Below are 26,047 nucleotides of genomic sequence, written 5' to 3'. Positions count from 1 at the left end.
GAAGTGCCGATTGAGGCGGAACATAATGGGAACAAGTGAGTCGATTTTGCCCGATGTCTGTCCAACCGTCGCCCATCGATCGGCCTTGCGCCGATCAGCTAGCTGCGCTTCGCGCTCAGCTCGCGCAGGCCCAGAGCCAGCGCGGGCCGGCACTGGCGTTCGGGCTGGCGGCGCTCGACGCCCGGCTGGCCGATCACGGCCTCGATGGCGCAGGGCTGCATGAGATCGCGGCGGCGCGGCCGTCGCTGAGCGACGATGCGGCCGCGACCTTGTTCGCGGCGGGTATCGCTGCCCGCTTCGCCGCGCGACCCGGCTTCACGGTGATCTGGGCACTTTCCAAATTCGACCTCTATGCACCCGGCATTGAACAGGTCGGGCTCGGTCCCGATCGTATCCTCTACGCGCAGGGCCGGAAGGACGCCGACGTGCTGGCGATGGCCGAGGACGCGCTTCGCGATGGCTCGATCGCCTGCGTCATTGCCGAAGTGAAGGCGGCCGATCAGACGGCGACCCGCCGGCTCCAGCTCGCCGCTTCGGATGGCAAGACCCCGATGCTCCTCTATCGCCGCCACCGTGCCCGCGACCGCTGCCCGCTCGATCAACCCTCCTCGGCGATGACGCGCTGGCGGATCGGTTGCGCCTCATCGGCACGGCTGCCCTATGCCGGTGTCGGCCGCGCTCGCTGGTCCGTCGAGCTGGTCCGCCAGCGGAACGGCAATCCTTTCTCCCTCGAACTTGAAGCATGTGATGATACGGGTCGCCTCGCTCTACCTGCCGCAGCTCCCCATAGAGCGATTGCGACGGCTGGAGCGGCCAGCCAAGCCGCCTGACGCGCCGCCGGTCCCCGCACAATCGAGATTTGCAGCGCCGATCGACGACGACCCCGGCGCCTGCTCGGTGCCGCGTGGCGGCGGCTGGCGGCCGGGCGCGCGCTGGGCGCTCGCCGACCACGGCGCTGCGAGCTGGCCGCGTGAGGGCGCGCGGCCGGATAAGCCGAGCCAGGCCGAGATCGATGCGCTGCCGGCGCACCAGCGACCGACGATGCGCGAGATGGGCCGACGCAGCGAGGCCGCCGACAATCCGTTCAAGGCGATACCGCCCGACGAAGGCGCGACGGGCTATGCCGTCGCCGCGCCGCTGCCACTCGTGGCGGCATGGACGCGACCGACCATCCTGATCGAGCGTGTCGGCCAGCGCGATATCGTGACGGCAGCTTGTCCAGTGGCGCAGGAGTTGGGCCTGCGGCCCGGCATGGCAGCAGCGCATGCCCGCGCGCTCGTCGTCGATCTCGACGTGCGCGATGCCGAGCCCGATCACGATCGCGCCTTGCTCGACCGGCTGGCCCTGCATGCAGTCGGGCACTGGACGCCGACCGCGAGCGTCGCCGGGCCGGATGGCCTGTGGCTCGACCTGACCGGCACGACGCACCTGTTCGGCGGCGAGGCGCGCTTCTGCCGACGATTGCTCCGCTTCCTTCATCGGCTCGGTTTCACCGCCAGCATCGCGATCGCCGGCTCGCCCGGCACCGCGCATGCGCTGGCGCGCTACGGCGGCGAGCCCGTCACCGTCCTCCCTCCCGGTCGCGAAATTGAGGCCATCGCCGACCTGCCGCTCGCCGCGCTCCGGCTGACCCCGGAGGCGTTGAGCTCCGCCGCGCGGTTCGGGCTGGAAAGCGTCGCCGATCTCTACCCAATCGCGCGCGGACCGCTCGCCCGACGGCTCGGCATGACGACGGTCACGCGGCTCGACCAGGCCCGCGGGCTCGTCGCCGAGCCGATCGTGCCCGTCGTGCCGTTCGAAGAACCGCGCGTCGAGCGCCGCTTGCTCGAACCGATCAGCACCGCCGAGGCGATCACCCAGGTCATCGGCGATCTGATCGACGACATGGTGGGCGTGCTCCAGGCACGCGGTCTCGGCTTACGTGCTGCTGTCCTCATCTGCCTGCGAGTGGATGGGGTAGAACAACGCATCGGCCTTGGCACCGCCAAGGCCACGCGCGATGCACAGCATCTCAAGCGCATGTTCGCGATGCGGGTCGAGCGGATCGAACCCGACCTCGGCATCGAAGCGATGGCGCTGACCGCGCCGCGGGTCGAAGACCTGATGCCGGTGTCGCTCGGCACCGGGCTGGCCGAATCCAGCACGCCCGACCTTGCGCCACTGGTCGACCAGCTCGCCGGCCGTGCCGGCGATGCCGCGCTGTTTCGCATCGGCGCGCAGGAAAGCGACGTGCCCGAGCGCGCGATCGTCCGCGCCGATGCGCTTGCGTGCCCCTCGGGATGGCCCAAATGGAAGCGGCCCGCGCGGCTGCTGCGTCGGCCGGAGCTACTGTCCAACGTGGTGGCGCTGCTGCCCGATCATCCGCCGCGCCGGTTCGTGTGGCGTGGCCAGTCCTATCGCGTCGTCGCCGGCGATGGTCCCGAGCGCATCCACGGCGAGTGGTGGCGCAGCGAGCGCGAGATGTGGGCGGTCCGCGATTATTTCCGGGTCGAGGCCGAGGGCGGCGAGCGGTTTTGGCTGTTCCGGCGCGGCGACGGAGTCGAGGGCAGCACCGGCGATCATAGCTGGTACATGCACGGGCTGTTTGGCTGATGGCGACTTACGTCGAACTTCAGGTGACGAGCCATTTCTCATTTCTGCGCGGTGCGTCGTCGCCCGAGGAGCTGTTCTCGGCCGCCGCGCTGCTCGGCCACAGCGCGCTCGGCCTGACCGATTGGGGCGGTGTGCCCGGCATCGTCCGAGGCTGGCGTGGCCAGAAGGCGACCGGCGTGCGGATGATCGCGGGCGCGCGGGTCGATCTCACTGACGGCCGCGCGCTGCTGCTTTACCCCACCGATCGCGCGGCCTGGTCGCGGCTCACTCGGCTGCTATCGGTCGGCAAGGCGCGCGGTGGCAAGGGCTGCTGCATCCTCGATTGGTGCGATGTCGTCGCCCATGCCGAGGGTCTGATCGCGATCCTCGTCCCTGACCTGCCGGACGACAATACCGCCGCGCATCTCGCCGAGCTGCGCGAGACGTTCGACGCGCGGGGCTATCTCGCGCTGTCGCTGCGGCGCAGACCCGACGATGTGGAGCGACTGGTCCAGCTCGACGCGCTGGCGCGCGATGCCGGAATGCGCAGCGTCGCGACCGGCGACGTGCTCTACCACACGCCGGAGGCGCGGCCGCTGCAGGACGTGATGACCGCGATCCGCGAAAAGACGACGATCGACGCGCTGGGGTTCCGGCGCGAGCGGTTCATGGACCGCAATCTCAAATCCCCGGTCGAGATGGAGCGAAGGTTCGCGGCGTTCCCCGATGCAATTCAGGCCAGCGCCGACATCGCCGCCCGATGCCGGTTCGATCTTGGCGAGATCCAGTATCAATATCCCTATGAGCAGGTCATGGCCGGCCGCACGGCGCAGCAGGCGCTGGCCCGTTTGACCGAAGATGCGGCGGCGCGGGCGTTTCCCGATGGCCTGCCGCAGCGTTACCGCGACCAGATCGACCATGAGCTGCGACTGATCGACCAGCTCCGCTACGCGCCCTACTTCCTGACGGTCAACGCGATCGTCGCCGAAAGCCGGCGACGCGGCATCCTGTGTCAGGGCCGCGGCTCGGCCGCCAATAGCTGCGTCTGCTACCTGCTCGGCATCACGTCGATCGATCCGATCAAGCATGAGCTGCTGTTCGAGCGGTTCGTGTCGGGCGAGCGCAAGGAGCCGCCCGACATCGATGTCGATTTCGAGCATGAACGCCGCGAAGAAATCATTCAGTGGATCTACGAGACCTACGGCCGCGACCGCTCGGCGCTGACCGCCGTCGTCACCCGCTATCGCACCCGCGGCGCGGTGGCCGAGGTCGGCAAGGCGCTCGGACTACCGCGCGACCTGACCAAGATGCTGACCGGCCTCGTCTGGGGTTGGTCGGTCGACGGCATCACCGACGAGCAGATCGCCAGCCTTAACCTCAACGCCGAGGATCATCGGCTGAAACTCACCCTGCTGCTGGCCCGCCAGCTCATCGGCACGCCGCGGCACCTCTCGCAGCATCCCGGCGGGTTCGTACTGACCCAGGACCGGCTCGACGATCTCGTGCCGATCGAGCCAGCGCGGATGGAAGACCGCCAGATCATCGAATGGGACAAGGACGATATCGACGAGTTGAAGTTCATGAAGGTCGATGTTCTCGGCCTCGGCATGCTCGGCTGCATGAACCGGGCATTCAACCTGCTGCGCGATTGCAAGGGGATCGAGGTCGGCATGGCCGATCTGCAGGACGATGATCCCGACGTCTATGCGATGATCCAGAAGGCCGACACCTTGGGTGTCTTTCAGATCGAGTCCAGGGCGCAGATGTCGATGCTGCCGCGGATCAAGCCCAAGGAATTTTATGACCTGGTGATCGAGGTCGCGATCGTCCGCCCGGGCCCGATCCAGGGCGACATGGTGCATCCCTATCTTCGCCGCCGCGAGGGCAAGGAAAAGCCCGAATATCCCAAGCCCGAGCTGCGCGCGGTGCTCGAAAAGACGCTCGGCGTCCCGCTGTTTCAGGAGCAGGCGATGAAGGTCGCCATCGTCGGCGCCGGGTTCACCGCGGTCGAGGCCGACCAGCTCCGCCGTGCGATGGCGACGTTCAAATTGACGGGTGGCGTCTCGCATTTCTACGACAAGCTGGTGGGCGGGATGGTCAAGCGCGGCTATCCGAAGGATTTCGCCGAGCGGACGTTCAAGCAGATCGAGGGGTTCGGCTCCTATGGCTTCCCCGAAAGCCACGCCGCCTCTTTCGCCAAGATCGTCTATGCGAGCTGTTGGATGAAGCACCATCATCCCGACGTGTTCTGCGCCGCCCTGCTCAACGCGCAGCCGATGGGATTCTACGCGCCCGCGCAGATCGTCGCCGATGCCCGCAAACATGGCGTCGAGGTGCGGCCGGTGTCGATCAACGACAGCCATTGGGATTGCACGCTGGAGCCGGCCAAAGGCCGCTTCATGGCGGTGCGACTGGGGATGCGGCAGGTGCGCGGGCTCGCCAATGTCCATGGCGCGGCGATCGTCGGTGCGCGCGGGCCGGCGCCATTCGAGAGCGTCGAGGAGGTGTGGCGCCGGGCCGGTGTGCCCCGCGCCGCGATCGAGCGGCTTGCGGAAGCCGACGCGTTCCACTGCATCGCCGAGGACCGGCGACAGGGGCTATGGAAGGTCAAGGGCCTGGGCGAAGCACCATTGCCGCTGTTTGCGGCGGCGGACGAACGCGAGGCCAAATTCTCGCCCGAGGGGCTGGAGCCGTCGGTGGCGTTGCGGCCCATGAGCGATGGCCGGGAAGTGGTCGAGGACTATCGCTCGACCCAGCTATCGCTTCGCGGCCACCCGGTCAGTTTTCTGCGCGAACAGCTCGATACGATGAAGATCGTCCGATGCGCCGATCTCGCGACGATCCGCGACGGCCGCAACATCGAGGTCGCCGGCGTCATTCTCGTGCGTCAGCGTCCGGGCTCCGCCAAAGGCGTGCTGTTCGTGACGATCGAGGACGAGACCGGCATCGCCAACGGCATCCTCTGGCCCGACCGGTTCGAGATCTACCGCCGCCAGGTCATGTCGTCGTCGATGATTGCGATGCGCGGGCGCCTACAGAAGGAAGGCGAGGTCATCCATATCATCTGCGATCGCATCGTCGATCATGACGACATGCTGCGCTCGATTGGCCGAATGGAGTTCAGCGTCGCACCAGGCCGCGGAGACGGGGCGAAGAACGGCGGCGGGCCTGACCCGCGTGACCCGAACTTTGCGCGCGCCCGTACGCTCGCCTCGCCGCCGTTCGGAACTGCGATCGACGAAGCCGAGGTTCTGCGCATCCGCAGCCATGACTTCCACTCACAGGATCGCACCTCGCCAGGGCCGCGGTGATCATGGGCTTTGATCATCGGCAGACCGGAGGTGTGGTATCGCCGCCTCAACCGCTGTCCTGGCGCCGCTGAGATAGCTTTTCCACATCGGCTTTCCCTCGAACTTGATATTCTCGGGGTGCCCATCAAGACGGCAAAGGGCACGAGCCGCCGCTTCGATCGCGCGTTCAAGATCAGGCATTGAAACTCTCCTGCCGCGGCGAGAGCGCGTGCTGACCACGCGGAGAAGACCGGGCCCAGGCGTCGCTCTCATCGCCTAAGCCATTTCGGACACTCTCATGGACTCCATGCTGCTGACGGGCGCGATTGCGCCCTACGCCGTGCGGCAAATCGGCCGGTCGTCGGCTGAACCCGGAAGCTCCGCAGCGCCGAGAACAAGCGGCGCGCCGGCTTCCTGACGACGGCGAGATTGCCGGAACCGGGCTGAGATATGTCAGCGCAGCTAGCAGACGGCGTCTCCATAGCAATGCTCGCGCGATGCTTTGCAAACAAGAGCAGGTGCCGAGTGACGACGATAGGCCGCAACAACTTGCCGGTTCGGAGGGGCAGCGAAGCACTGCCATCCCGTCCGAAAGCACTTCGCCGTACTCGGCAGCACACGTTGTGAAATCCGAACTTTAACTCACAAACGGAGGATGGACGATGCGGAAACACCTAATCATCTCGACAGCCCTTGGCGCCCTCGCCATTTCGGCGTGGTCGAGCGCCGCGGCGGCCCAGGCTTCTGCAGCCAGTCAGCAAGCGCAGCCGCAGCCTTCGACTCAAGCGGCTCCGCCGGCCGGAGCCCAAGCGCAGTCGAAGCCCACCAATCCACCCGAGGCGCAGCGGGACAAGCTCGTCGACGAGGCGGTTGCCGCGGTGCGCGAGACGCAGAACGCATTGACCGCGATCGACCAGAACAAGAACGACGACGCGATCGCGGCGCTGGAGCGCGCGACTGGCAAGCTCGAGATCGTCCTCGCCCGCACGCCGACGCTTGCGCTCGCTCCGGTCGACGTGAGCGTCGTGACGCACGACGTGATCGGAACCCCGGCCGACGTCGAGAAAATCCGCGGAGAGGTGGGCGCCGCGATCGCCCAAGGTCGCCTGCAGCTGGCGCGCAAGCTCATCTCCGACCTGGGTTCCGAAACGGTCGTGAACATCAGCAAGCTCCCGCTCGGCACCTACCCCGCCGCACTCAAGCAGGCGGCCGCGCTGCTGCACGAGGGCAAGCCGCAGGAGGCCAAGGCGGTCCTTCAGACCGCACTGGGCACAATCGTGATCGACCAGATCGTGATCCCGCTCCCTCTCGTTCGCGCGCAGCTCGCGCTCGAGGACGCGCGCAGCCTGCTCGAGAAAAGGAAGCGGACCGACGCGGAAAGCGCCCGCATGCGCCAGCTGTTGGGAACGGCCCGCACGCAGCTCCAGCTCGGCAAAGCGCTGGGCTATGCCACTGACAGCGAGATGACCGACCTGATCGCCTCGGTCGACGATCTCGAGCGTAAGACCGCCGGCTCGCAATCCGCCAAGGGGTTGCTCGATCCCTTTGGTCCCAAGTTCGACGAGGCCAGGCGGTCGAGCCAGCGCCCGCGCTAGGCAGCATTCGGCGTTCGATCGTCTCCCGCGCGGGGGCTGGTCAACACAAGCACAAGGGGCGTTCAACCTGGCGAACGCCCCACGGGAGGTAACATGTTGCGCCAGCCCGCCACCGCACGCGGCGCGTTCGAGGCCCTCGATCGTCTAGCCATCAACACGATCCGTACGCTCGCCATGGATGCCGTCGAGAAGGCGCAGTCCGGCCATCCCGGCACCCCGATGGCGCTTGCGCCGGTGGGCTACACGCTGTGGTCGCAGTTCCTCCGGATCGATCCCAACGTGCCGGACTGGCCCAATCGAGACCGTTTTGTGCTCTCGGTCGGGCACGCCTCCATGCTTCTCTACGCGCTTATCCACCTCGCCGGCATCAAGGAGGTCGATGCGGAAGGCAGGGCCACTGGCCTGCCTGCGGTTAGCCTCGACGACATCAAGAACTTTCGCCAGATGGGCTCCAGGACGCCGGGCCACCCCGAGTATCGGGTGACGACCGGCGTCGAGACCACGACGGGCCCGCTCGGTCAGGGCTGCGGCAATTCCGTCGGTATGGCGGTCGCCGAACGCTGGCTCGCCCAGCACTTCAATCGCGATGGCTTCACCCTCTTTGACCATGACGTCTACGTGCTGTGCGGCGACGGCGACATGATGGAGGGCGTGTCGGGCGAGGCGGCAAGTCTCGCCGGACATCTCAAGCTTTCCAACCTCTGCTGGATTTACGATTCAAACCGTATCAGCATCGAGGGCCATACCGACCTCGCCTTCACCGAGGATGTGGGCAAGCGCTTCGAGTCCTATGGTTGGAACGTGCTCCACGTCGACGACGCCAACGATACTGAGGCGTTCGCGCGGGCAATCGAAAGCTTCAAGGCGACCGACGACCGACCCACCTTCGTCGTCGTCCACTCTATCATCGGCTGGGGCAGCCCCAAGGCGGACAGCGAGAAGGCTCACGGCGAACCGCTTGGTGCCGACGCGATCGTCGCCACCAAGAAGGCGTATGGCTGGCCGGAGGACAAGACCTTCTACGTGCCCGACGGCGTCGCCAAGCGCTTCAACGAGGCGATCGCCTCGCGCGGGCGCCGGCTGCGCGAGGAGTGGGAGGCGACCTTCGCCGGCTATCGTGAGACCTATCCCGGCATGGCGGCCGAGCTGGACGCGATGCGCAAGGGCGCGCTGCCGCCGGGCTGGGAGTCGGGCCTGCCGAGCTTCGACCCGGATCCCAAGGGCGTCGCCTCGCGCGAATCCGCCGGCAAAGTGCTGAATGCCCTCGCCGGCAACGTGCCCTGGCTGGTGGGCGGATCGGCCGACCTGTCGCCATCCACCAAGACCGAGCTAAAGAATTTCGGCTCGTTCCAGGCGGACAATCCTGGCGGGCGCACGATGCACTTCGGCGTGCGCGAGCATGCGATGGGCGCGATCGCCAACGGAATGGCGCTGTCCTACATCAAGCCCTTTGCCGCCACCTTCCTCGTCTTCGCCGACTATATGCGAGCGCCGGTCCGGCTTGCGGCGATCATGGAGCTGCCCGTCACCTTTGTCTTTACGCACGATTCGATCGGGGTCGGCGAGGACGGCCCAACCCACCAGCCGATCGAGCATCTGGCGTCACTGCGCGCGACGCCCGGGCTCGACACGATCCGCCCGGGAGATGCGAACGAGGCGGCCGAGGCGTGGAAACTTGCCGTCCGCCAGACCCGTCGGCCGAGCGCGCTCATCCTCTCGCGCCAAGCGCTGCCGACCCTTGACCGGAGCCGCTATGCGGCCGCCGCCGGGGTCGCGAGGGGCGCGTACATCCTTGCCGGCGCCGATGATCCGGAGCTCATCCTGATCGGCACCGGGAGCGAGCTGAGCCTAGTGGTCGGCGCCTACGAGAAGCTGGCAGAGCAGGGCGTACGGGCACGCGTCGTGTCGATGCCGAGCTGGTCCCGCTTCGAGGAGCAGGACGACGCCTACAAGGAGTCGGTCCTAACCCCCGGCATAGAGGCGCGCCTGGCGGTGGAGCAGGGCGGCGCGATCGGGTGGGACCGCTATGTCGGCGCTCGCGGCCGAACAATCACGATGTCAACGTTCGGGGCGTCTGCCCCGCTTGCCAAACTCCAGGAGAAGTTCGGCTTCACCGTCGACCATGTGGTCGAGGCAGCGCGCTCGATGATCTTGCAGGAGGCGTGACGATGGCGAGCCGGGTCAGGAAGCTGCACGATTTTGGCCAGGCCCCCTGGCTGGACTTTGTCGACCGCCGCTTCCTCAAGGAAGGTGGGCTGCAAAGGCTCGTCGAGGAAGACGGCGTCACCGGCGTGACCTCCAATCCGTCCATCTTCGAGAAGGCGATCGCGCATGGCGATGCCTACGACGCGCAACTCCTGGCTCTTCTCCAGAGCCGGCCCGGCACGAGCATCACCCAAGCCTATGAGGCGCTGGCGGTTCAGGACATCCAAGACGCGGCCGACACGCTGCAGCCTGTCTATGACCGGATGAACGGGACGGACGGCTACGTCAGTCTCGAGGTCTCCCCCTATCTCGCTGAGAGCACCGAGGAGACGGTCGCGGAAGCACAGCGGCTGTGGCGACAGATCGACCGTCCCAACCTGATGATCAAAGTGCCCGGCACTCAGGCGGGTGTCCCTGCCATCCGCCAGCTGATCGAAGATGGCATTAACATCAATGTGACGCTGCTGTTCGGCCAGCAGAGCTATGCTGCGGTTGCGATGGCCTTCGTGGAGGGGTTGGAAGCACGGCTCGCCCAAGGCCAGCCGATCGATCGTATCGCAAGCGTGGCGAGCTTCTTCGTCAGTCGGATCGATGCCGCGATCGACAGGAAAATTGCCGAACGCCTGAAAAGCGCTGACGCGGAGGCCGAGGCGCTTACGGGACTGCGCGGACAGGTCGCCATCGCCAACGCCAAGCTCGCCTATCAATGGTATCTCGGCTTGGTAGCTTCGGAACGCTGGCAGGCGCTCGTGGAGCGCGGGGCGATGCCGCAGAGGCTCCTCTGGGCCTCCACCGGCACCAAGGATCCGAGCTACCCCGACACCCTTTACGTAGACAACCTGATCGGGCCTGAAACCGTCAACACGTTGCCGCCCAAGACGATGGACGCCTTCCGTGATCATGGCACGCTCGCGCCGTCCCTGACCGCCGAAGTGGAAAGCGCGCGTCGGATTCTCCGCGAGGTAGACCGTCTCGGGCTCGACTTGCCAGCGGTCGCGGACGAGCTCGTGCGAGACGGCGTGAAGCAGTTCGCCGACGCAGCCGATGCGCTCCTTGGTGCCGTTGCTGCCAAGCGCTCCGCCATTGTCGGAGACGGGCTGAACAGCATGCACGAGGCACTGCCGCGGGAGCTCGACGAGGCGGTAGAGGCGCGGCTCGAGCGAATGCGTCAGGAAAGCTGGTCCAGACGGCTATGGACAGGCGATGCCACGCTATGGACCGGCGGCGAGGAAGCCAAGTGGCTCGGGTGGCTTGCCGCAGGTAAGGGCGAGCAGATCGACCCCGAGGCATTGAAAGCTCTCGGCGCTCAGGCAGCCCAGTATCGGTCCGCGGTGCTCCTCGGCATGGGCGGGTCGAGCCTCGGCCCGGAGGTCTTGGCCGAGATCGTGGGGCCGCGGAGCGGCAGCCCGATGATCCATGTGCTCGATACCACCGATCCGAAGCAAATCGCCGCAGTGGCGGCGGCGATCGACCCCGAGCACACGCTGTTCATCGTTGCCTCCAAGTCGGGCTCGACGATGGAGCCGGAACTGCTGCGCGCCTATTTCTGGAATCTGGCGGGCCAGGACGGCAGTCGCTTCATCGCCATCACCGACCCGGGATCGCGCCTGGCAAAGATCGCGCACGATCATGGCTACGCGGGCGTCTTCCTGGGCGATCCAACGATTGGCGGCCGCTATTCGGTTCTCAGCGTCTTCGGGATGGTGCCCGCGGCCGTGATGGGCATGGACGTGGCCGAGTTCTTCACCAGGGTTGCGCCGATGGTGCAGAGCTGCGCGCCCGACGCGCCGCCCGCCTTCAATCCTGGCGTGCGGCTCGGTGCGATCCTGGGGGAAGCGGCGAACCGCGGGCGCGACAAGGTGACGGTGCTGACCTCGCCCGCGCTTCGAGCATTCGGAGCGTGGCTCGAACAGCTGTTGGCCGAGTCCACCGGCAAGCAGGGCAGGGGCATCGTTCCCGTCGACCTGGAACCGCCGGTGCCGCCGGCGCACTATGGATCGGACCGCCTCTTCGTACTGCTGTCGCTCACGGGCGACGATCACGCCAGGCTCGACGCCCATGCCGATGCGCTCGTTACCGCCGGCCAGCCGGTCGTGCGGATAGCGCTCTCGTCAAAGGAGATGATCGGGCAGGAGTTCTTTCGCTGGGAGATCGCTACCGCGGTCGCCGGCGCGGTGATCGGGATCGACCCTTTCGACCAGCCCGACGTCGAGGATGCCAAGATCAGGACGCGGGTGCTGATCGACGCCTACGAAGCCACCGGGAGCCTGGCGCCCGAGACACCATTTTTCGAGGATGGCAGGGTGGCCTTCTTCGGGCCCGCCGACCGAGGCCATTCCGGCGACAACGCGGTCCAGATCCTGCGCACCCATTTAGCGCGTCCCGGCCCCGGCGATTATGTAGGGTTCCTTCTCTACGTCGAACGCAACCCGGCGAACGAGGCTCTCGTCGCACGCATGCGCGAACGGGTCGTGAAGGCGCGACACGTCGCCACCGTCGCGGGCTTCGGGCCGCGTTTCCTCCACTCGACTGGTCAGGCGTACAAGGGAGGGCCGCGCTCGGGAGTGTTTCTCGAGATCACCCGCACGCCCGATCCCGACGTCCCGATCCCAGGACGTAAAGCCAGCTTCGGCACGGTCCAGCTCGCCCAAGCGCGAGGCGATCTCGACGTGCTCGCCAGCCGGGGCCAGCGCGTCCTGCGGGTCCACCTCCAAAGCGCCAGTCTGAGCGACCTTGAAGAATTGCTCGACGAAGCACTCCGGAATTGAGCGGGAGCCTGGAAATATGCGGATCGGAATGATCGGCCTCGGCCGGATGGGAGGCAACATCGCCCGTCGGCTTCAACGCTCCGGACATCAGCCAGTGGTCTTCGACCGCAATCCTGAGGCGGTGGCGGAACTCGAGCTTGAAGGATTCGAGCCGGCTGACTCGCTTGAGGAAATCAAGAAGAAGCTGGGCACGGAGGCAGTCTTCTGGGTCATGCTGCCCGCGGGCGAGCCGACCGAGAAGACGATCCAGATCCTCCGCACGATCGCCGAACCTGGCGACGTCGTCATCGATGGCGGCAACAGCTTCTACAAGGACGATATTCGCCGGGCGAAGCTGCTGGCCGACAAGGGCATCCACTATATTGATGTCGGTACCTCGGGAGGCGTGTGGGGCCTCGAGCGCGGCTATTGCATGATGATCGGCGGACCGAAGGAGGCCGTCGACCATCTCGATCCGATCTTCGACGCGCTCGCGCCGGGCATCGGCACCATTCCGCGGACGCCGAACCGGATGGAGCATGAGGGAGAGGATGCGCGCGCGGAGAAGGGCTATATCCACGCCGGGCCCGCCGGCGCGGGTCACTTCGTCAAGATGGTGCACAACGGCATCGAATACGGCCTGATGCAGGCATATGCCGAAGGCTTCGACATTCTGAAGTCGAAGCAGTCCAGCAAGCTTCCCGAGGATGAGCGCTACGTTCTCAATCTCACCGACATCGCCGAGGTGTGGCGGCGCGGCTCTGTCATATCCTCTTGGCTTCTGGACCTCACTGCGGCGGCGCTCGCCAAGGATCAGATGCTCTCGCAGTTCTCCGGGCGGGTTGCGGATTCGGGCGAGGGGCGCTGGACCGTCGAGGCGGCCATGGAAGAGGCGGTTCCCGCTGTGGTCCTTACCGCTGCGCTGTTTGCCCGGTATCGGAGCCGGGTCGAGCACACCTTCGCCGACCAGGTGCTTTCCGCGATGCGCTTCGGGTTCGGCGGGCATGTCGAGATCCCGCAGTGAATGGAGTGACCGTGCCGGGGCGCCCGGCGACGATCGTCATCTTCGGCGCGACAGGAGACCTCACCCGCAGGCTGCTGGTTCCGGCGCTGGCCAACCTCTGCTTCGACGGACTCTTGAGCGAAGAGCTCAACGTCATCGGCATAGCCCTTCGGGATGGCGATGATGAAAGTCTGCGCGTGAGCCTCGATGAGTTCGCGCCGCAGACACAGTGCTGGCAACGATTGCGCCAGCGGACCAGCTACCTCCCCGGCGACTTCACGCTTGGGACTGTCTACGAAAGGCTCAAGCAGCGGCTGGGCGAGGGCGACGCGGCATTTTATCTGGCCACGCCGCCGCAGTTCTTCGGGGTCATCGTGGACAGGCTCGCCGACGCCGGCCTCACGGAGGAACATGACGGCGGCTTTCGGCGGGTGGTGATCGAGAAGCCCTTCGGTCACGACCTCGAATCCGCACGGGCTCTCAACCAGCGGATCCTGTCTCGAGTGAACGAGAGCCAAGTTTACCGGATCGATCACTTCCTGGGGAAGGAAACCGTCCAGAACATCCTGGTCGCGCGGTTCGGCAACGCCTGGTTGGAGGCGGTATGGAACCACCGCTACGTGGACCACATCCAGATTTCAGCCGCCGAAGCGATCGGCATCGGCACCCGCGGGGCGTTCTACGACACAACCGGTGCGCTCCGGGACATGGTTCCCAACCACCTGATGCAGCTTTTGTCGATGATCGCAATGGAGCCGCCAAACAGCTTCGACGCCGAGGTCATCCGCGACGAAAAGGCAAAGCTGCTTCGGGCCGTCCGTCGCATTACCCCGGATGAGGCGCGAAGCGACGCGGTGCGGGGCATGTACGCAGCCGGCCAGGTCAACGGCCAGATGATCCCCGCCTATCGCGAGACGCCGCACGTGGACCCGAACACCGCCACCGAAACTTATGTGGCGCTCAAGCTCATGGTCGACACCTGGCGCTGGACCGGCGTGCCCTTCTATCTGCGCACGGGTAAGGCGCTCGCCGCACGGGACACCGAGATCGTGGTGACCTTCAACCCGGTGCCCTATGCGACGTTTCGGGAGACCCCGGTCGCTCATCTCCCGGCCAATCAGCTCGTGTTCCAGATCCAGCCGCACGAAGGGATCGACCTTGGTTTCCTGGTCAAACGGCCGGGTCCGCAAGTGGAGGCGGTCCCCGTAGCGCTCGATTTTGCTTATGCAGAGAAGTTCGCCGTCGCGCACCGGACAGGGTACGAAACCCTCCTGTATGACATGATGATGGGCGATCAGACGCTATTCCAGCGTGCCGACCAGATCGAGGCGGGATGGGCCGTTGTGCAGCCGATCCTGGACGCCTGGGCTCGTGGCGAGGGAGTGCTGGAGGAATATACGCCAGGCACTTCCGGACCTCGCGCCGCCGACGCACTGATCGCCCGCGATGGCCGGCAATGGCACGCATTGGGTCGATAAATGGAGCGAACGAACTCCGGTCAGAAAGGGAGGGACAAGGCCGGCACCTTTTCCGCGAAGGGTTCGGATCGCCCCAAGCCGCGCTGACTTGGATCGGCTACCGCGCTGGGCTCCACGCGACAGGCCGGCTCCGAGTGGCATTTCAGTAGTCGCCCTACCGCTCGTACAGATAATAGCGGTCTGTTGCCGTAAGATCGTGCGCGAGCTCATACACGATCGGCTCACCGGTCGGGATCTCGATCGTGGGGATCTCATCGTCGGGGATGCCAGACAGATGCTTCACCAGCGCGCGCAGCGAATTGCCGTGCGCCGAGATCACGACTCTTCTGCCGGCCTTGAGCTCCGGCGCGATCCTTGCCTCCCAATAGGGCAGCACGCGCCCGATCGTGTCCTTCAGGCTCTCGGCGCTCGGAATTGCGATGCCGGCGTAGCGGCGATCGCCGGTGACATCATAGGGTCCCCCTGGCTGCTGTGGCGGCGGCGGGATGTCAAACGATCGGCGCCAGATCTTCACTTGCTCCGCTCCGTGCCTGGCTGCGGTCGCTGCCTTGTCGAGGCCGGTGAGCCCGCCATAATGGCGCTCGTTCAGACGCCAGTCCTTTTCGACGGGCAACCACAACCGCCCCATGGCCTCGAGCGCAAGGTTGAGCGTCTTGATCGCACGCGTCTGGAGGCTCGTGAAGCAGAAGTCGAAGTCCAGCCCCTTCGCCGCCATCAGCTCGCCGGCCGCTTTCGCCTCAATCTCGCCCTGCCGCGTCAGATCCACGTCCCACCAGCCCGTGAAGCGGTTCTCGAGGTTCCAGACCGACTGGCCGTGGCGGATCAGCACGAGCGTGGGCAAGGGGTTCTCCAAAGGGCATTACGAGCTGAATGGACGTCTCTCCGCTCCGCGATCCGGCGTCGCGCAGGTTTCACACGCCGTGCCCGAGGCTTGCGATCATCGCGGCCAGCTCAGACCCCTCCGGGATTTCCTCACGGCCCGCGGCCCGCGCGATCAGGCGGCTAACGAAATCGAGCTTGAGCATGACGCCGGGACTGAGACGAAAGGGATAGAGATCCGGTTGCCCCATTGCCCGGTTTACCGCGTTGAGCGCGAAGGAGATCGGTATCCAGCGCTCAACGAGCGTCGCCGTTGCAACACGATACGCATCGATGTCCGGGTGCGGTGCGCGATTGCCTTCCAGCCCCACACCGAAGTCCGCCATCGCTCCGAGCGTGTCGACGATGTGCAGGTAATGAGCGAACGTCTCGGCGAAATCTTCCCAGGGATGCGCAGTTGCATACGCGCTGACATGGTCATCAGCCCAGCCGAGTGCCGGACGGCCGGCATAGTAGCGCTGGACCGCTGCAGCATAATCGATGCGCTCGTCACCGAACAGTGAGCGAAAGGGATCGTGCATGTCGGTCCCAGCGACGAGCCGGTACCAATAGTAGTGGCCGATCTCGTGTCGAAAATGGCCTAGAAGAGTGCGGTAGGGCTCGCCCATTTGATGGCGTATGCGCTCCCGCGCCGCGTCGTCCGCCTCGATCACGTTCAGCGTGATGACACCCCCGGCATGGCCGGTGAGAAGCTGTGGGACATAGCCGTTCTCGGCGGCGGCATCGTACAAGAAATCGAAGGCGAGCCCGTCTCCGCGCTCGGCCTTGGTCTCGAGGGGCAGGCCGAGCTTGATCGCACCGCGAATCATGCGCCGCTTGGCCTCCTCGATCCGCCGCCAGCGTTGAAGGACGCCGCGCACCGCGAGATCGGGGATCATGCGATTGTGCCGGCAGGCGCGGCACATTGCTCGGGTCGGACCGAGCGCTTCAGCGCCCGTCTCATCTGCCAGCCAATTGCACGCGCCGTAATGAACATTGGCGCAAGGCTTTACCGCGGCGGCTGATCCCTCTGCATCGTGCCACTCGCGCGCCCTGGGGTCGAGATGACGAAAGGCGTCTATGCGCCAGTCATAGCCAACGGCGTGTGCGCAGCTCGGGCAGGCGCTTTCCTCCAAGTGAAGCTGGTGGCGGCAGTTGGGGCAGGGGAATGCCAAGCGTTGGGTCCCTGTTACCTGCGCGACGGCAAGCCTTGTTCAGGTGTCCGCATGGGCAGCCTCGATCGGCTCCGACGTCGCGTTGCCGCAGCACACGGGATGAGGACCCGCAGGCATGCAGCAGGTAGGCGCGCCGACCGGGATGAAAGCCATCTCCTCCCGTGGCCGAGGTCCCGACGCTCGCGGTGCGCCCCGGCTCTCGTAGGAGAGGCCGTACCGCCGGCAATAACCCTCGGCGGCTTCACGCGAAGGGAAGCCGAGCTCCAGATGGGCGAGGGGGTCGCTTCCTCCCGTCCAGCCGGTGAGCGGATCGACCAACGGGCGCGACCGCGGGCGGAAACGCAGCCGCCATCGACCCTCACGGGCGCGGCCGCCGGACCGACCGGCGAGCGGATCGGGTTCGATGATGGCGAATGCGTCCGTCGGCAGCGCGCTTGCGTAGCGTCGCCACGCCGTATCAAACGGCGAAGACACCTCGGTCGCGACGTTATCGTTGGCAAACTCCGCAAGGCGCGGAGCCAGCACGCGCGGCGTCGCAATGTACGGTGGAAGAGAATCAGCTCGTGTTGCCATTTGCGCCCTCGAAACGGGCAGCCGCCGACGGCGGCTGCCCGACGTCTCATCAGCCTGCGTTGATCGGAATGCTGCGCCGGCTCTCGATCGCCTCCGCGGACTTGGGCAGGACGATCGTCAGCACGCCCTTGTTGAACGTCGCGCTTGCCCGGTCCTGCTCGACCCCACGCGGCAGCCCGATATGCCGCTCGAAGCGACCATAGCTCCGCTCCGAATAGCCGCGCTCCTTGTCCTCGGTTTCGGAGCGCTTCTCGCCGCGGATCGACAAGACATTGTCGTCGACGCTGATGTCGACGTCCTTCTCATCCATCCCGGGCAGCTCCGCGGTGACGCGGATCTCCTTGTCGGTCTCCGAAAGCTCAATCGTCGGCCACTCGAGGCTGCGCCCCCAGCCGCTCAAAGCCGGTACGCCGAAGCCCCGGAAGACGTCGTCGAACAGGCGGTTCACGTCGCGGTGCAGGGACACAAGCGGGTGCTGCTGGTCGGACCTGTCGTCGGTCCGTTCTGGAGCGCGGCTCTCCTGCCGGCCCCAGGGAATGAGATCACGAATTGCCATGATGATTATCCTCCTTTCCTGGCAGGCGTTGGACATGGTCCATCGGCCGCGCCGCCGAAGCGGCGCGCCGGCGGAGCCACATCTATCGCGCGATCAGGCCGCTGCGCTGTTCTCGCCTTTGGGCGCTTCGAGCCGATCGCTGTCGCCGGTCCCGCCGGCGATCTCGATCTTGCGCGGCTTCATGGCCTCGGGGACGACGCGCTTCAGCGCGATCGACAGAAGGCCATTCTCGAACCGGGCGTCGCCGGCCTCGATGAAATCAGCCAACTGGAAGCGCCGCTCGAACGAGCGGGCAGCGATGCCGCGGTGCAGATACTCGCCCTTCCCGTCATCCTCGGCGCGCTTGCCGGTGACGCTGAGCAGATTCTGCTGAGCGACGATCTCGATGTCCTCCGGGCGGAAGCCGGCCACCGCAAGCGTGATGCGGTAACTGTCCTCGCCTTCCTTGACGATATCGAAGGGCGGGTAGCCATCGTCGTCGCGGGCACCTGCCTCGAGCAGGTTGAACAGACGGTCGAAGCCGACCGTCGATCGCCGATACGGCGCAAAGTCGAAGTTGGTTCTCATCTCCAAATCCTCCTGTGAGCAATCTGGGCATGAGAAGCGTCGGAAACGGAGAGCCGACGCCCTCTATGTCCACCGGACCCGAACGGCGTCCGGCAATCGAAAAACTAGGAACGGCTCAAGAGGTTTCAAGTGGAATTTAGCGAAGTCAGCAAAGCACTTCGCAAGCATCTCCGCCCTTGAAACGGGTGCGGGCGAATACAACATTAAGCCTGCGGACCGGGCCCCTCTGTCGACGGCGTTACGCCATCGTCATGTCGGACCGCATCGAGTGCGCTCGGTGCAGGATCGCGGGCTCCCAGGTGGAGCCGGCCGAGTGCCTCATTGACATTGGAGCAATGGAGTGAGGCATGAACAGAATTTTCGAACCGAATACCTATCGGCCTTTCCCGTCGGCCCGGGCCACAACCACGGCCGTCTATGATGAAGGCCTACGCCGGCACATGCTCGGCGTCTATCGCAACATGGCGCTCGGCCTCGGCATTACAGCGCTGGTGGCATTCCTCGTCGCCAGCGTGCCAGCGCTGTACCAGCCAATCTTTGGCACGCCGCTTAAGTGGGTCGCGATCTTCGCGCCGCTGGCATTTGTCATGTTCTTCTCGTTCAGGGTCGAGCGCATGACGACAGGACAGGCGCGAACGGCGTTCTTCGCCTTTGCTGCGGTCATGGGCGTATCGATGGCCAGTATCTTCCTGGTGTTCACGGGCACCAGCATCGCGCTGGCCTTCTTCAGCGCCGCGGCCGTGTTCGCCGCCATGAGCCTGTGGGGCTATACGACCAACGTCGACCTGTCGCGCTGGTCCACCTTCCTGATGGTTGGCCTGATCGGCGTCGTGATCGCGAGCATCGTCAACCTGTTCGTCGGCTCCTCGACGCTGCAGCTCGTCTTCTCGATTGTCGGCGTGCTCGTGTTCACCGGCCTGACGGCCTGGGACACGCAGCGCCTGAAGAGCGAATATCTGGCTTATGCCGGGTCGGAGCGAGCCGAAAAGCTGGCCGTGATGGGCGCGCTTTCGCTTTACCTGAACCTGGTGAACCTCTTCCAGCTGCTGCTCAGCCTGTTCGGGCAGCGGGAGGAATAATCCGGCTCTGAAACGTTGGGCCGGAAGACTAGGCAGCGCCGCCGTCGTCGACGGCAGGCGCTGCTCTTTCTGGTGTGTCCGGCGATCTACGGCCACTCCATCGGTCAGCGATCGCCCTTCAGCATTGCGGAGTGACGATCGGATTCCGATCGTTCAACCGCAGCGGCCTACCTAAGACGTCTGTCCGATAATCTTTCTTATCGGACAGACTTGAGCTTGCCGGGCAGGGGTGGTGTCGGTTCTCCTGAAAGGGTGGACTCGCGGCTAGATTGCCGCTGAGCGACGACCTGCACCTGAAACAGTGGACATTGTTCCCGAAACAGCGGACGATCGCCCAGCTGGGACTAGCCGAGGCGTCGTGCCATGCGAACCGCGGACCTGAGGACGGCGAGCGACGCCGACTGGGCGGAGGCGCATCGCCGCGAGAAGATCATTCGCCCGCTCGCCTCGATGACGCGCGTGCCCGGCGATGTGGCCGCCCAGGCGATGGTCCAGCTAGAACTCGGCCGCGCTCGCTTCCACAAGCTCCTGCAACTCTACCGAGCCTCGCCCGCTGCGGCGTCACTGCTGCCGCGACCGCGAGGAAGGGAGAAGGGGGAGCAGCGGCTCTCGGCCGCGGCTGAGCATCTTATCGCTCGCGGCATCGCTGAGTTCTACCTCACACTCGAGAAGCCCAGCGTTCAGGCGCTCCGCCGCTGGCTGCGACACGAAGGAACGAAGATCGGGGTCAAGGTGCCCAGCACTAAGGCGATCCAGGCCCGGTTGGCTCGGCTCGCTCCTCAGATCGTTACGGCCCGCAGACAGGGTGCCAAGTCAGCGGCTGACAAGTGGGAGCCAACGCGAGGCGTGCTCGAGGCGGACTACGCGCTTGAGCTCGTGCAGTCGGACCACACGCTGGTCGACGTGATCGTTGTCGACGACCTGTACCGCAAGCCTATCGGCCGGCCTTGGCTCACGCTGATGATCGACGTGGCGAGCCGAACCGTGCCCGGCTTCCACCTCCACATGCTCGCGCCGTCCGCTGTTTCAGTCGGTATGTGCATGCGGCACGCCGTTCTCCCCAAGCGGGACTGGTTGGCTGAGCGGAGCATGAAGGCACCGTGGGACAGCCAGGGGCTCATGGATCGGCTGCACCTCGACAACGCGCGCGAGCACCGCTCAGACGCGCTGAAGCGCGGCTGCCGAGCTCACTCGATTGCGGTCGAATATCGGCCGGTGCGTCGGCCGCACTTTGGCGGTCACATCGAGCGGCTGATTGGCACGATGATGGGGGCCGTCCACCTCCTACCCGGAACTACATTCTCTAACGTCGCCGAGCGTGGCGACTACGATGCGGAAGGTGAGGCGTGCATGACGCTGAGCGAGCTGGAAGTCTGGCTCGCCGCGCAGATCATCGGCCCATATCATGCGGAGCGGCACCGTGGGATCGGCATTCCGCCCGCCCTTGCTTGGGCCGAGGGGGTGGAACGACGCCCGGAGCTGGTCCGCCTTCCGGCCGACGATGCCGCGTTTCTGTTCGACTTTCTACCCTGCGAGCTGCGCGCCGTAACACCACACGGCATCGAGCTGTTCCGCACTCATTATTGGGATGATGCGCTATCCTGCTGGTACACGCGGCCGGGGCAGACGATGCCGGTGCGGTGGGATCCCCGCGACCTTTCGCGCGTCTGGCTCGAGCTACCACATGGCGAGCACCTCGAGGTGCCCTATCGCGATCTGCGGCGTCCCGCGATCACCCGCTGGGAGCAGAGGGAGGCGGTTCGCACTTTGCGGGAGCGCGGCCAGCAGGCTGTCGACGAGACGCTGATCTTCCAGGCTGTCGAGACCCAGCGATTGATCGTCGCGGAAGCGGCGCACAAGACCAAGGCCGCGCGGCTCGCGCTTCAGCGGACCAAAGCGGCACTGCGCGACGCCCGTCGGGCAAGGGGTGGCAGCAAGCGCCGGCTTGAGCAGGTAACCCCTGCCGTAGGCGCATCTGCGGTAGAGGAGAGGACGGACGGCGATCAGAAGGTGCTTCCGTATCTTGTCGAGGAGATGCCCCGATGAGCGACCTCTTCCATCTCGCCGATAGTTATCGCGCGCGCGCGCGTTGGCCCGACGCCGACCGGATCGCCTGGATCCGCAAGGATCGGTGGCTCGGCTTCCCGAAGGCGGAAGCGGTGCGCAAGACGCTGGACGCGATGCTGCGCTATCCGCCGCGCACGCGCATGCCGTGCCTGCTGATCTACGGCCAAACCGGCATGGGCAAGTCGCGCATCGTGGAGCGCTTTGAGGCAGAGAACCCGCGCGGGTTCAACGAGGCGACCGGTGTGGCGACGATACCGGTTGTCGCCGTCCAGCTGCCACCGCAGCCGACCGACGGCGAGTTCTACGGCGAGGTCCTCGAGAAGCTCCGCGCCGGCTTCGCTGCGCGGGGGGACACGCAGCGCGCGCGCCTCCTGACTCGCCGGCTGATGGGGCAGGTGGGTGCTCGCATGCTGATTCTGGATGAGATCAACCATATGCTGGCCTGCACGCCGCGCCAGCAGCGCATCTTCCTCAACACGCTCCGCTATCTCGCGAACGACCTGCAGATCCCACTCGTCTGCACCGGCAACCACGAGGCGCAGGCGGCGCTGCTCACAGACGCGGCGCTCGCCGAGCGGTTCGACGCGGTCGAACTGGTTCGGTGGCAGAACGACGAAGCGTTCCGCCTGTTGATGGTCACGCTAGCTGCGATCTTGCCGCTTCGGAGATCTTCACAGCTGGAAGAGGAGCGTTGCCGCACGTCGGTACTCGATCTCTCCGACGGCAATACCGGGCGCATCTTCCGCCTCGTCGAGACGTTGGCTATTCGTGCGATCGAGAACGGCAGCGAATGCATCGAGGCCAGCGACCTCGATGCCGACGACCTCTTGATGCCTTCGGTCAGCATGAAGGTGATTGCCCAGCGCCGAGCGCGAACGCGGGCCAGGGGAAGAGTGTGAGCCGTGTCGGGCGCGCTGCCGATCGCGGCACGGCCTCATCCTGACGAGCTCATCTCCTCCTGGCTGGCGCGCATCGCCGCTTGTTATGAGGTGTCCATCACTGATTTGCGGCAGGAGCTATCCCCGGGCAGTTCGGGCACCAAGGTCAGAGCGGACGTAGAATGGAAAGGGTCGGAGGCGAAATCCGCGGCGCAACGGCTCCGCGTCGATCAGGAGGCGATCATGCGCCTCGCCCTGAAGCGCCGCTGGCCGTGGCTGGTGGCCGCCTGGTTGCCACGAACCGACGGAAAAGGGCGAGCGCGAGGCGAGCTCGATCTCGCCTGGTGCCATGTCTGCCTTGCCGAAGGCCACGCCACAGGTGGCGCCTACCTCGATGCCGAAGCGGCGCTCCCGCTCGTCTTCTGTCGCCGGCACGGCACTTGGCGGCAGGACTTCTGCCGCCGCTGTCAGCCCCACCATGAGCCCCGCTTCAGCTGGCGGAGCCGGATCGAGTTCACCTGCACCGACTGCGGCGTACCTCTCAGAACAAACCATTGGAGCGGCCCGAAACCCGCGTCAGAATGTCCGTCGGAGGATGTGCCCCGCGCTTTGAACCTCCTGTTCGCATTCGATGGCGAGTTGCGGAAGGCGCTGCTCGGCAGATCTGCGTCGCTGACCGGGGTAGGGCAGGTCTCGGCTCGGCAATTCCTCGCCGTGTTGCACGGGCTCACGCGAGCCTTGCTGGCGCCCGACATCAATCGCACCAGCCGCATAAATCTGTTCAACAGCCCGTTGCTGTCAAACATGCCCGATCACGACCCGCAAACCTGGGAAGAGCAGCCCTTTCACGAACTCTCGCCTGCGTATCGTGCTCACGTCTCATGCGCTGTCATCGCACTGCTGTCGGACGAGCCGGTCAGCCGCCTGATGTCGGGCGTGAGGCCCGCTTACGAATGGCATTCGCTCGAATGGCTGCTCGCCAGCACGCCCAAATGGGTACAAGCGATGTTGATCCAGAACTGCAAAGATTGGCCGGCACCGCTGCGCGTTCGGGTTGGCCTGCACCATAGTCGAACTGGGCTGGACGTTGCCGACATTTTGGCGCAGTTTCATGTGTGGCTCGCGGAGCAAGAGCAACGCCAGCGCGAGCGGGTGTCGCTGATCGGATGATGGCCGCCAGAGCGGTCTAAGTGCTTCGACCGTAAAGCAAATCCGTCAGTCCGATAACATAGATTATGTTAAACTGATGTGTTGTGCGAGGGGAGAGTCGGGGATCGAACGATATCAGCAAGGCGAAAGAGCAGTGGGTGGTTGCGCTCCTGCTCTTTCGTCCGGATCGCAATGTTCATGGATACGGCTGGTAAGCACCAGATCGCGCGCCAGGTTACACCACGCGAACTGCACAGACCGAGCGCGCGCCGCCAGTCGTTCGGCTTATGGGGCATGTCGGCGTCAGGACGGCCGAGTTCGGGCCGGACTAGGAAGTGAGCGGCGTCGCTGAGTTCGCCGCCATCGCTGATTTGCAGGATTGGAAGCGAGCCCAAATCCGCGCACTCGCCCGAAGACGAAAGGATCAACAATGACGGTGAAACAACGAACGCTGGGCGGCGAGTTGCGCGTGTCGGCGCTGGGACTGGGATGCATGGGTATGTCCGAGTTCTACGGACAGGCCGACGACGCCGAGGCGGTAGCAACGATTCACCGTGCGATCGAACTCGGCCTGACCTTTCTCGACACGGCCGATATGTATGGCGTTGGCCGAAACGAGGAGCTGGTCGGACGCGCGATCCGCGATCGTCGTGACAAGGTCGTGCTTGCGACCAAGTTCGGCAGTGTCCGGGACGGGGACGGGAGCTTCAGGGCGTGTGCGGGCGACCCGATTATGTCCGAGCGGCCTGCGAAGCGAGCCTGCGCCGGCTAGGAATCGAGGTGATCGATCTCTTTTATCAGCACCGTGTGGACCCCGACACGCCGATAGAGGACACGGTGGGCGCGATGGCCGATCTGGTCCGCGAGGGCAAGGTGCGCCACCTCGGCCTTTCGGAAGCGGCGCCCGCAACAATCCGGCGCGCGCACGCCGTTCATCCGATCGCGGCGCTCCAGACCGAATATTCGCTTTGGAGCCGTGACCCGGAGGGCGAGATCCTGGAGACCGTTCGGGAGCTGGGGATCGGCTTCGTGCCGTACAGCCCGCTGGGCCGAGGCTTCCTGACGGGCGCAATCCGGCGGGTGGAGGACCTCGCTCCCGATGATTATCGCCGGCACGGTCCGCGATTCCAGGGCGACAATCTCCAGCGCAACCTGAATCTTGTCGCGGCTGTCGAGGCGCTTGCGCGGGAAAAGGGCTGTACGCCGTCCCAGCTAGCGCTCGCCTGGGTGCTCGCACAAGCCGAGGACATTGTTCCGATCCCGGGCACCAAGCGCCGCCGCTATCTGGAGGAGAATGTCGCCGCGCTCGACGTCACGCTGAGCCGGGAAGAACTGGAACGTCTTGATCACGCGGCGCCAAGGGGGGCTGCCGCGGGCGAGCGTTACGCGGCACCTCAGATGCAGGCGCTAAACAGGTGAGCGCGCCCGAGGAGCACGGGCTCGCCGACCAAGTCGCGATCGTCACGGGCGGCGGTTGTGGGCTGGGCCGCGCCATGACGCTGGGGCTAGCGCAGGCCGGCGTGCGGGTGATCGCCACCGCTGCACGCGAGCTTGCCGAGGTCGAGGCGGTCGCACAGGAGGCAGAGCGTGCATGCGGCGACGATCGGGTGCGGCCGCTGCTCGCCGACGTGACCCGGGCGGCGGATTGTGCCGCGGCCGTGCGCGAAGCGGTCGCGCGGTTCGGCCGGCTCGACATCCTCGTCAACAACGCCGGGCGCGGCATGAAGTATGTGAGCGATACCTTCCTGACCGAACCGTCCCGGTTCTGGGAGGTCGCCCCCGACACGTGGCGCATGGTGATCGACACCAACGTCAACGGACCGTTCCTGATGGCGCGCACGGCTGTCCCGGCGATGCTGGAGAGAGGCAGCGGGAGGATCATCAACGTCTCGATGAACCGCGAGACGATGCGGCGCAGAGGCTTCTCGCCCTATGGCCCCTCCAAAGCGGCGCTGGTTGTCAGAAACCGCGATCTGGGCGCAGGACCTTGCTGACAGCGGCATTACGGTGAACGCGCTGCTGCCAGGGGGCGCAACGCTGACCGGCATGATCCCCGAAGGACTGCCGGACAGTGCCCGCGCCAGGCTGCTGTCGCCCGAGATCGTGGTCCCGCCGCTGCTCTGGCTCTGCTCCGACGCTGCCGCGGCGGTGACGGGCAAACGGCTGGATGCCCGGCGGTGGACGGGGGCGCAGCCGGCGGGCGAGCCGGGGCATGACGCCATCGAGGATGTCGCCTGGTAGGACAGCCACGGGGCA

20 protein-coding genes and 1 pseudogene are annotated in these 26,047 nt (G+C 65.8%); 15 read left to right on the top strand and 6 right to left on the bottom strand.

All coding sequences use genetic code 11. From position 1 onward, the window contains the following. The first annotated feature begins 53 nt into the window (after positions 1-53). From SCLO_RS20175 to SCLO_RS20165, 3 genes are read left to right on the top strand one after another with little or no spacing between them, the layout of a single operon-like run. Complete coding sequence (locus SCLO_RS20175; RefSeq protein ID WP_174521969.1) at positions 54-830, top strand: ImuA family protein; 777 nt, start codon at positions 54-56, stop codon at positions 828-830. Then, the gene (locus SCLO_RS20170; protein ID WP_082731333.1) at positions 748-2,592 is read left to right on the top strand and encodes a DUF6504 family protein; all 1,845 of its coding nucleotides are present in this window, start codon (positions 748-750) and stop codon (positions 2,590-2,592) included. The genes SCLO_RS20175 and SCLO_RS20170 overlap by 83 nt, the downstream gene beginning before the upstream one ends. After that, entirely contained in the window at positions 2,592-5,882 is a 3,291-nt protein-coding gene (locus SCLO_RS20165; protein WP_066518861.1) for an error-prone DNA polymerase, read from the top strand. The genes SCLO_RS20170 and SCLO_RS20165 overlap by 1 nt, the downstream gene beginning before the upstream one ends. On the opposite strand, the gene SCLO_RS23070 is transcribed toward SCLO_RS20165, so the two are convergent. Then, the gene (locus SCLO_RS23070) at positions 5,883-6,062 is read right to left on the bottom strand and encodes a hypothetical protein (RefSeq protein WP_123905547.1); all 180 of its coding nucleotides are present in this window, start codon (positions 6,060-6,062) and stop codon (positions 5,883-5,885) included. Between the two features lie 461 nt (positions 6,063-6,523). Between SCLO_RS23070 and SCLO_RS20160 the strand changes: the two genes are divergently transcribed. The 5 genes from SCLO_RS20160 (at position 6,524) to zwf (ending at position 14,889) form a co-directional block, all read left to right on the top strand. Beyond that, positions 6,524-7,456 (top strand): YfdX family protein, encoded by a 933-nt coding sequence (locus SCLO_RS20160; RefSeq protein ID WP_037486167.1) that lies wholly within the window; start codon positions 6,524-6,526, stop codon positions 7,454-7,456. 93 nt (positions 7,457-7,549) lie between these two features. Continuing rightward, complete coding sequence (gene tkt, locus SCLO_RS20155) at positions 7,550-9,622, top strand: transketolase (protein WP_037486169.1); 2,073 nt, start codon at positions 7,550-7,552, stop codon at positions 9,620-9,622. A 2-nt stretch (positions 9,623-9,624) separates the two neighbouring features. Further along, positions 9,625-12,429, top strand: a complete 2,805-nt coding sequence (locus SCLO_RS20150; RefSeq protein WP_037486171.1) for a bifunctional transaldolase/phosoglucose isomerase — start codon at positions 9,625-9,627, stop codon at positions 12,427-12,429. Positions 12,430-12,445: 16 nt separating this feature from the next. Further along, positions 12,446-13,432, top strand: coding sequence for a phosphogluconate dehydrogenase (NAD(+)-dependent, decarboxylating) (gene gnd, locus SCLO_RS20145; RefSeq protein ID WP_037486173.1), 987 nt, complete (start codon positions 12,446-12,448; stop codon positions 13,430-13,432). Then, positions 13,429-14,889 carry a glucose-6-phosphate dehydrogenase gene (zwf, locus tag SCLO_RS20140; protein ID WP_081796411.1) on the top strand — a complete coding sequence of 487 codons (1,461 nt, stop codon included), beginning with the start codon at positions 13,429-13,431 and terminating at the stop codon, positions 14,887-14,889. The genes gnd and zwf overlap by 4 nt, the downstream gene beginning before the upstream one ends. Before the next feature lie 154 nt (positions 14,890-15,043). Here zwf and gpmA read toward each other — a convergent pair whose 3' ends face one another. From gpmA to SCLO_RS20115, 5 genes are all read right to left on the bottom strand, one after another. Beyond that, positions 15,044-15,730, bottom strand: coding sequence for a 2,3-diphosphoglycerate-dependent phosphoglycerate mutase (gene gpmA / locus SCLO_RS20135; protein ID WP_037486207.1), 687 nt, complete (start codon positions 15,728-15,730; stop codon positions 15,044-15,046). Positions 15,731-15,800: 70 nt separating this feature from the next. Beyond that, complete coding sequence (locus SCLO_RS20130; protein ID WP_051585639.1) at positions 15,801-16,922, bottom strand: zinc-binding metallopeptidase family protein; 1,122 nt, start codon at positions 16,920-16,922, stop codon at positions 15,801-15,803. 39 nt (positions 16,923-16,961) lie between these two features. Beyond that, entirely contained in the window at positions 16,962-17,396 is a 435-nt protein-coding gene (locus SCLO_RS20125; RefSeq protein ID WP_231923449.1) for an NADH dehydrogenase ubiquinone Fe-S protein 4, read from the bottom strand. A 148-nt stretch (positions 17,397-17,544) separates the two neighbouring features. Further along, the gene (locus SCLO_RS20120) at positions 17,545-18,051 is read right to left on the bottom strand and encodes an Hsp20/alpha crystallin family protein (RefSeq protein WP_037486176.1); all 507 of its coding nucleotides are present in this window, start codon (positions 18,049-18,051) and stop codon (positions 17,545-17,547) included. 93 nt (positions 18,052-18,144) lie between these two features. Then, complete coding sequence (locus SCLO_RS20115) at positions 18,145-18,618, bottom strand: Hsp20 family protein (protein ID WP_030541304.1); 474 nt, start codon at positions 18,616-18,618, stop codon at positions 18,145-18,147. 347 nt (positions 18,619-18,965) lie between these two features. On the opposite strand from SCLO_RS20115, the gene SCLO_RS20110 reads away from it, so the two are divergent. The 7 genes and pseudogenes from SCLO_RS20110 to SCLO_RS24040 all read left to right on the top strand — a co-directional run bounded on the left by SCLO_RS20110 (position 18,966) and on the right by SCLO_RS24040 (position 26,032). Beyond that, on the top strand, positions 18,966-19,697 hold the full coding sequence (locus SCLO_RS20110) for a Bax inhibitor-1/YccA family protein (RefSeq protein ID WP_030541305.1): 732 nt from the start codon (positions 18,966-18,968) through the stop codon (positions 19,695-19,697). A 363-nt stretch (positions 19,698-20,060) separates the two neighbouring features. Next, positions 20,061-21,743 (top strand): Mu transposase C-terminal domain-containing protein, encoded by a 1,683-nt coding sequence (locus tag SCLO_RS20105; protein ID WP_053003297.1) that lies wholly within the window; start codon positions 20,061-20,063, stop codon positions 21,741-21,743. Then, complete coding sequence (locus tag SCLO_RS20100) at positions 21,740-22,663, top strand: TniB family NTP-binding protein (protein ID WP_042469221.1); 924 nt, start codon at positions 21,740-21,742, stop codon at positions 22,661-22,663. The genes SCLO_RS20105 and SCLO_RS20100 overlap by 4 nt, the downstream gene beginning before the upstream one ends. 3 nt (positions 22,664-22,666) lie before the next feature. Further along, positions 22,667-23,812, top strand: coding sequence for a TniQ family protein (locus tag SCLO_RS20095; protein ID WP_066516440.1), 1,146 nt, complete (start codon positions 22,667-22,669; stop codon positions 23,810-23,812). Positions 23,813-24,227: 415 nt separating this feature from the next. After that, positions 24,228-25,210 (top strand): annotated as a pseudogene (locus tag SCLO_RS20090) (aldo/keto reductase). Continuing rightward, a complete protein-coding gene (locus SCLO_RS20085) occupies positions 25,207-25,785 on the top strand; it encodes an SDR family NAD(P)-dependent oxidoreductase (protein WP_217998853.1) in 579 nt (192 codons plus the stop codon). Before SCLO_RS20090 ends, SCLO_RS20085 begins: the two are co-directional and overlap by 4 nt. Then, the gene (locus SCLO_RS24040; RefSeq protein ID WP_217998852.1) at positions 25,748-26,032 is read left to right on the top strand and encodes a Rossmann-fold NAD(P)-binding domain-containing protein; all 285 of its coding nucleotides are present in this window, start codon (positions 25,748-25,750) and stop codon (positions 26,030-26,032) included. Before SCLO_RS20085 ends, SCLO_RS24040 begins: the two co-directional genes overlap by 38 nt. The last annotated feature ends 15 nt before the right edge of the window (positions 26,033-26,047 follow it).

This window comes from Sphingobium cloacae, assembly GCF_002355855.1.
Taxonomy (GTDB): Bacteria; Pseudomonadota; Alphaproteobacteria; order Sphingomonadales; family Sphingomonadaceae; genus Sphingobium; species Sphingobium cloacae.
The sequence above is the reverse complement of the archived record's forward strand: the minus strand, read 5'-3'. Positions and strand labels throughout refer to the sequence as shown.

Coding starts and splice junctions, on each gene's coding strand:
- SCLO_RS20175 (WP_174521969.1), top strand. CDS start 54: ATGTCTGTCCAACCGTCGCCCATCGATCGGCCTTGCGCCGATCAGCTA.
- SCLO_RS20170 (WP_082731333.1), top strand. CDS start 748: ATGATACGGGTCGCCTCGCTCTACCTGCCGCAGCTCCCCATAGAGCGA.
- SCLO_RS20165 (WP_066518861.1), top strand. CDS start 2,592: ATGGCGACTTACGTCGAACTTCAGGTGACGAGCCATTTCTCATTTCTG.
- SCLO_RS23070 (WP_123905547.1), bottom strand. CDS start 6,062: ATGCCTGATCTTGAACGCGCGATCGAAGCGGCGGCTCGTGCCCTTTGC.
- SCLO_RS20160 (WP_037486167.1), top strand. CDS start 6,524: ATGCGGAAACACCTAATCATCTCGACAGCCCTTGGCGCCCTCGCCATT.
- tkt (WP_037486169.1), top strand. CDS start 7,550: ATGTTGCGCCAGCCCGCCACCGCACGCGGCGCGTTCGAGGCCCTCGAT.
- SCLO_RS20150 (WP_037486171.1), top strand. CDS start 9,625: ATGGCGAGCCGGGTCAGGAAGCTGCACGATTTTGGCCAGGCCCCCTGG.
- gnd (WP_037486173.1), top strand. CDS start 12,446: ATGCGGATCGGAATGATCGGCCTCGGCCGGATGGGAGGCAACATCGCC.
- SCLO_RS20120 (WP_037486176.1), bottom strand. CDS start 18,051: ATGGCAATTCGTGATCTCATTCCCTGGGGCCGGCAGGAGAGCCGCGCT.
- SCLO_RS20115 (WP_030541304.1), bottom strand. CDS start 18,618: ATGAGAACCAACTTCGACTTTGCGCCGTATCGGCGATCGACGGTCGGC.
- SCLO_RS20110 (WP_030541305.1), top strand. CDS start 18,966: ATGAACAGAATTTTCGAACCGAATACCTATCGGCCTTTCCCGTCGGCC.
- SCLO_RS20105 (WP_053003297.1), top strand. CDS start 20,061: ATGCGAACCGCGGACCTGAGGACGGCGAGCGACGCCGACTGGGCGGAG.
- SCLO_RS20100 (WP_042469221.1), top strand. CDS start 21,740: ATGAGCGACCTCTTCCATCTCGCCGATAGTTATCGCGCGCGCGCGCGT.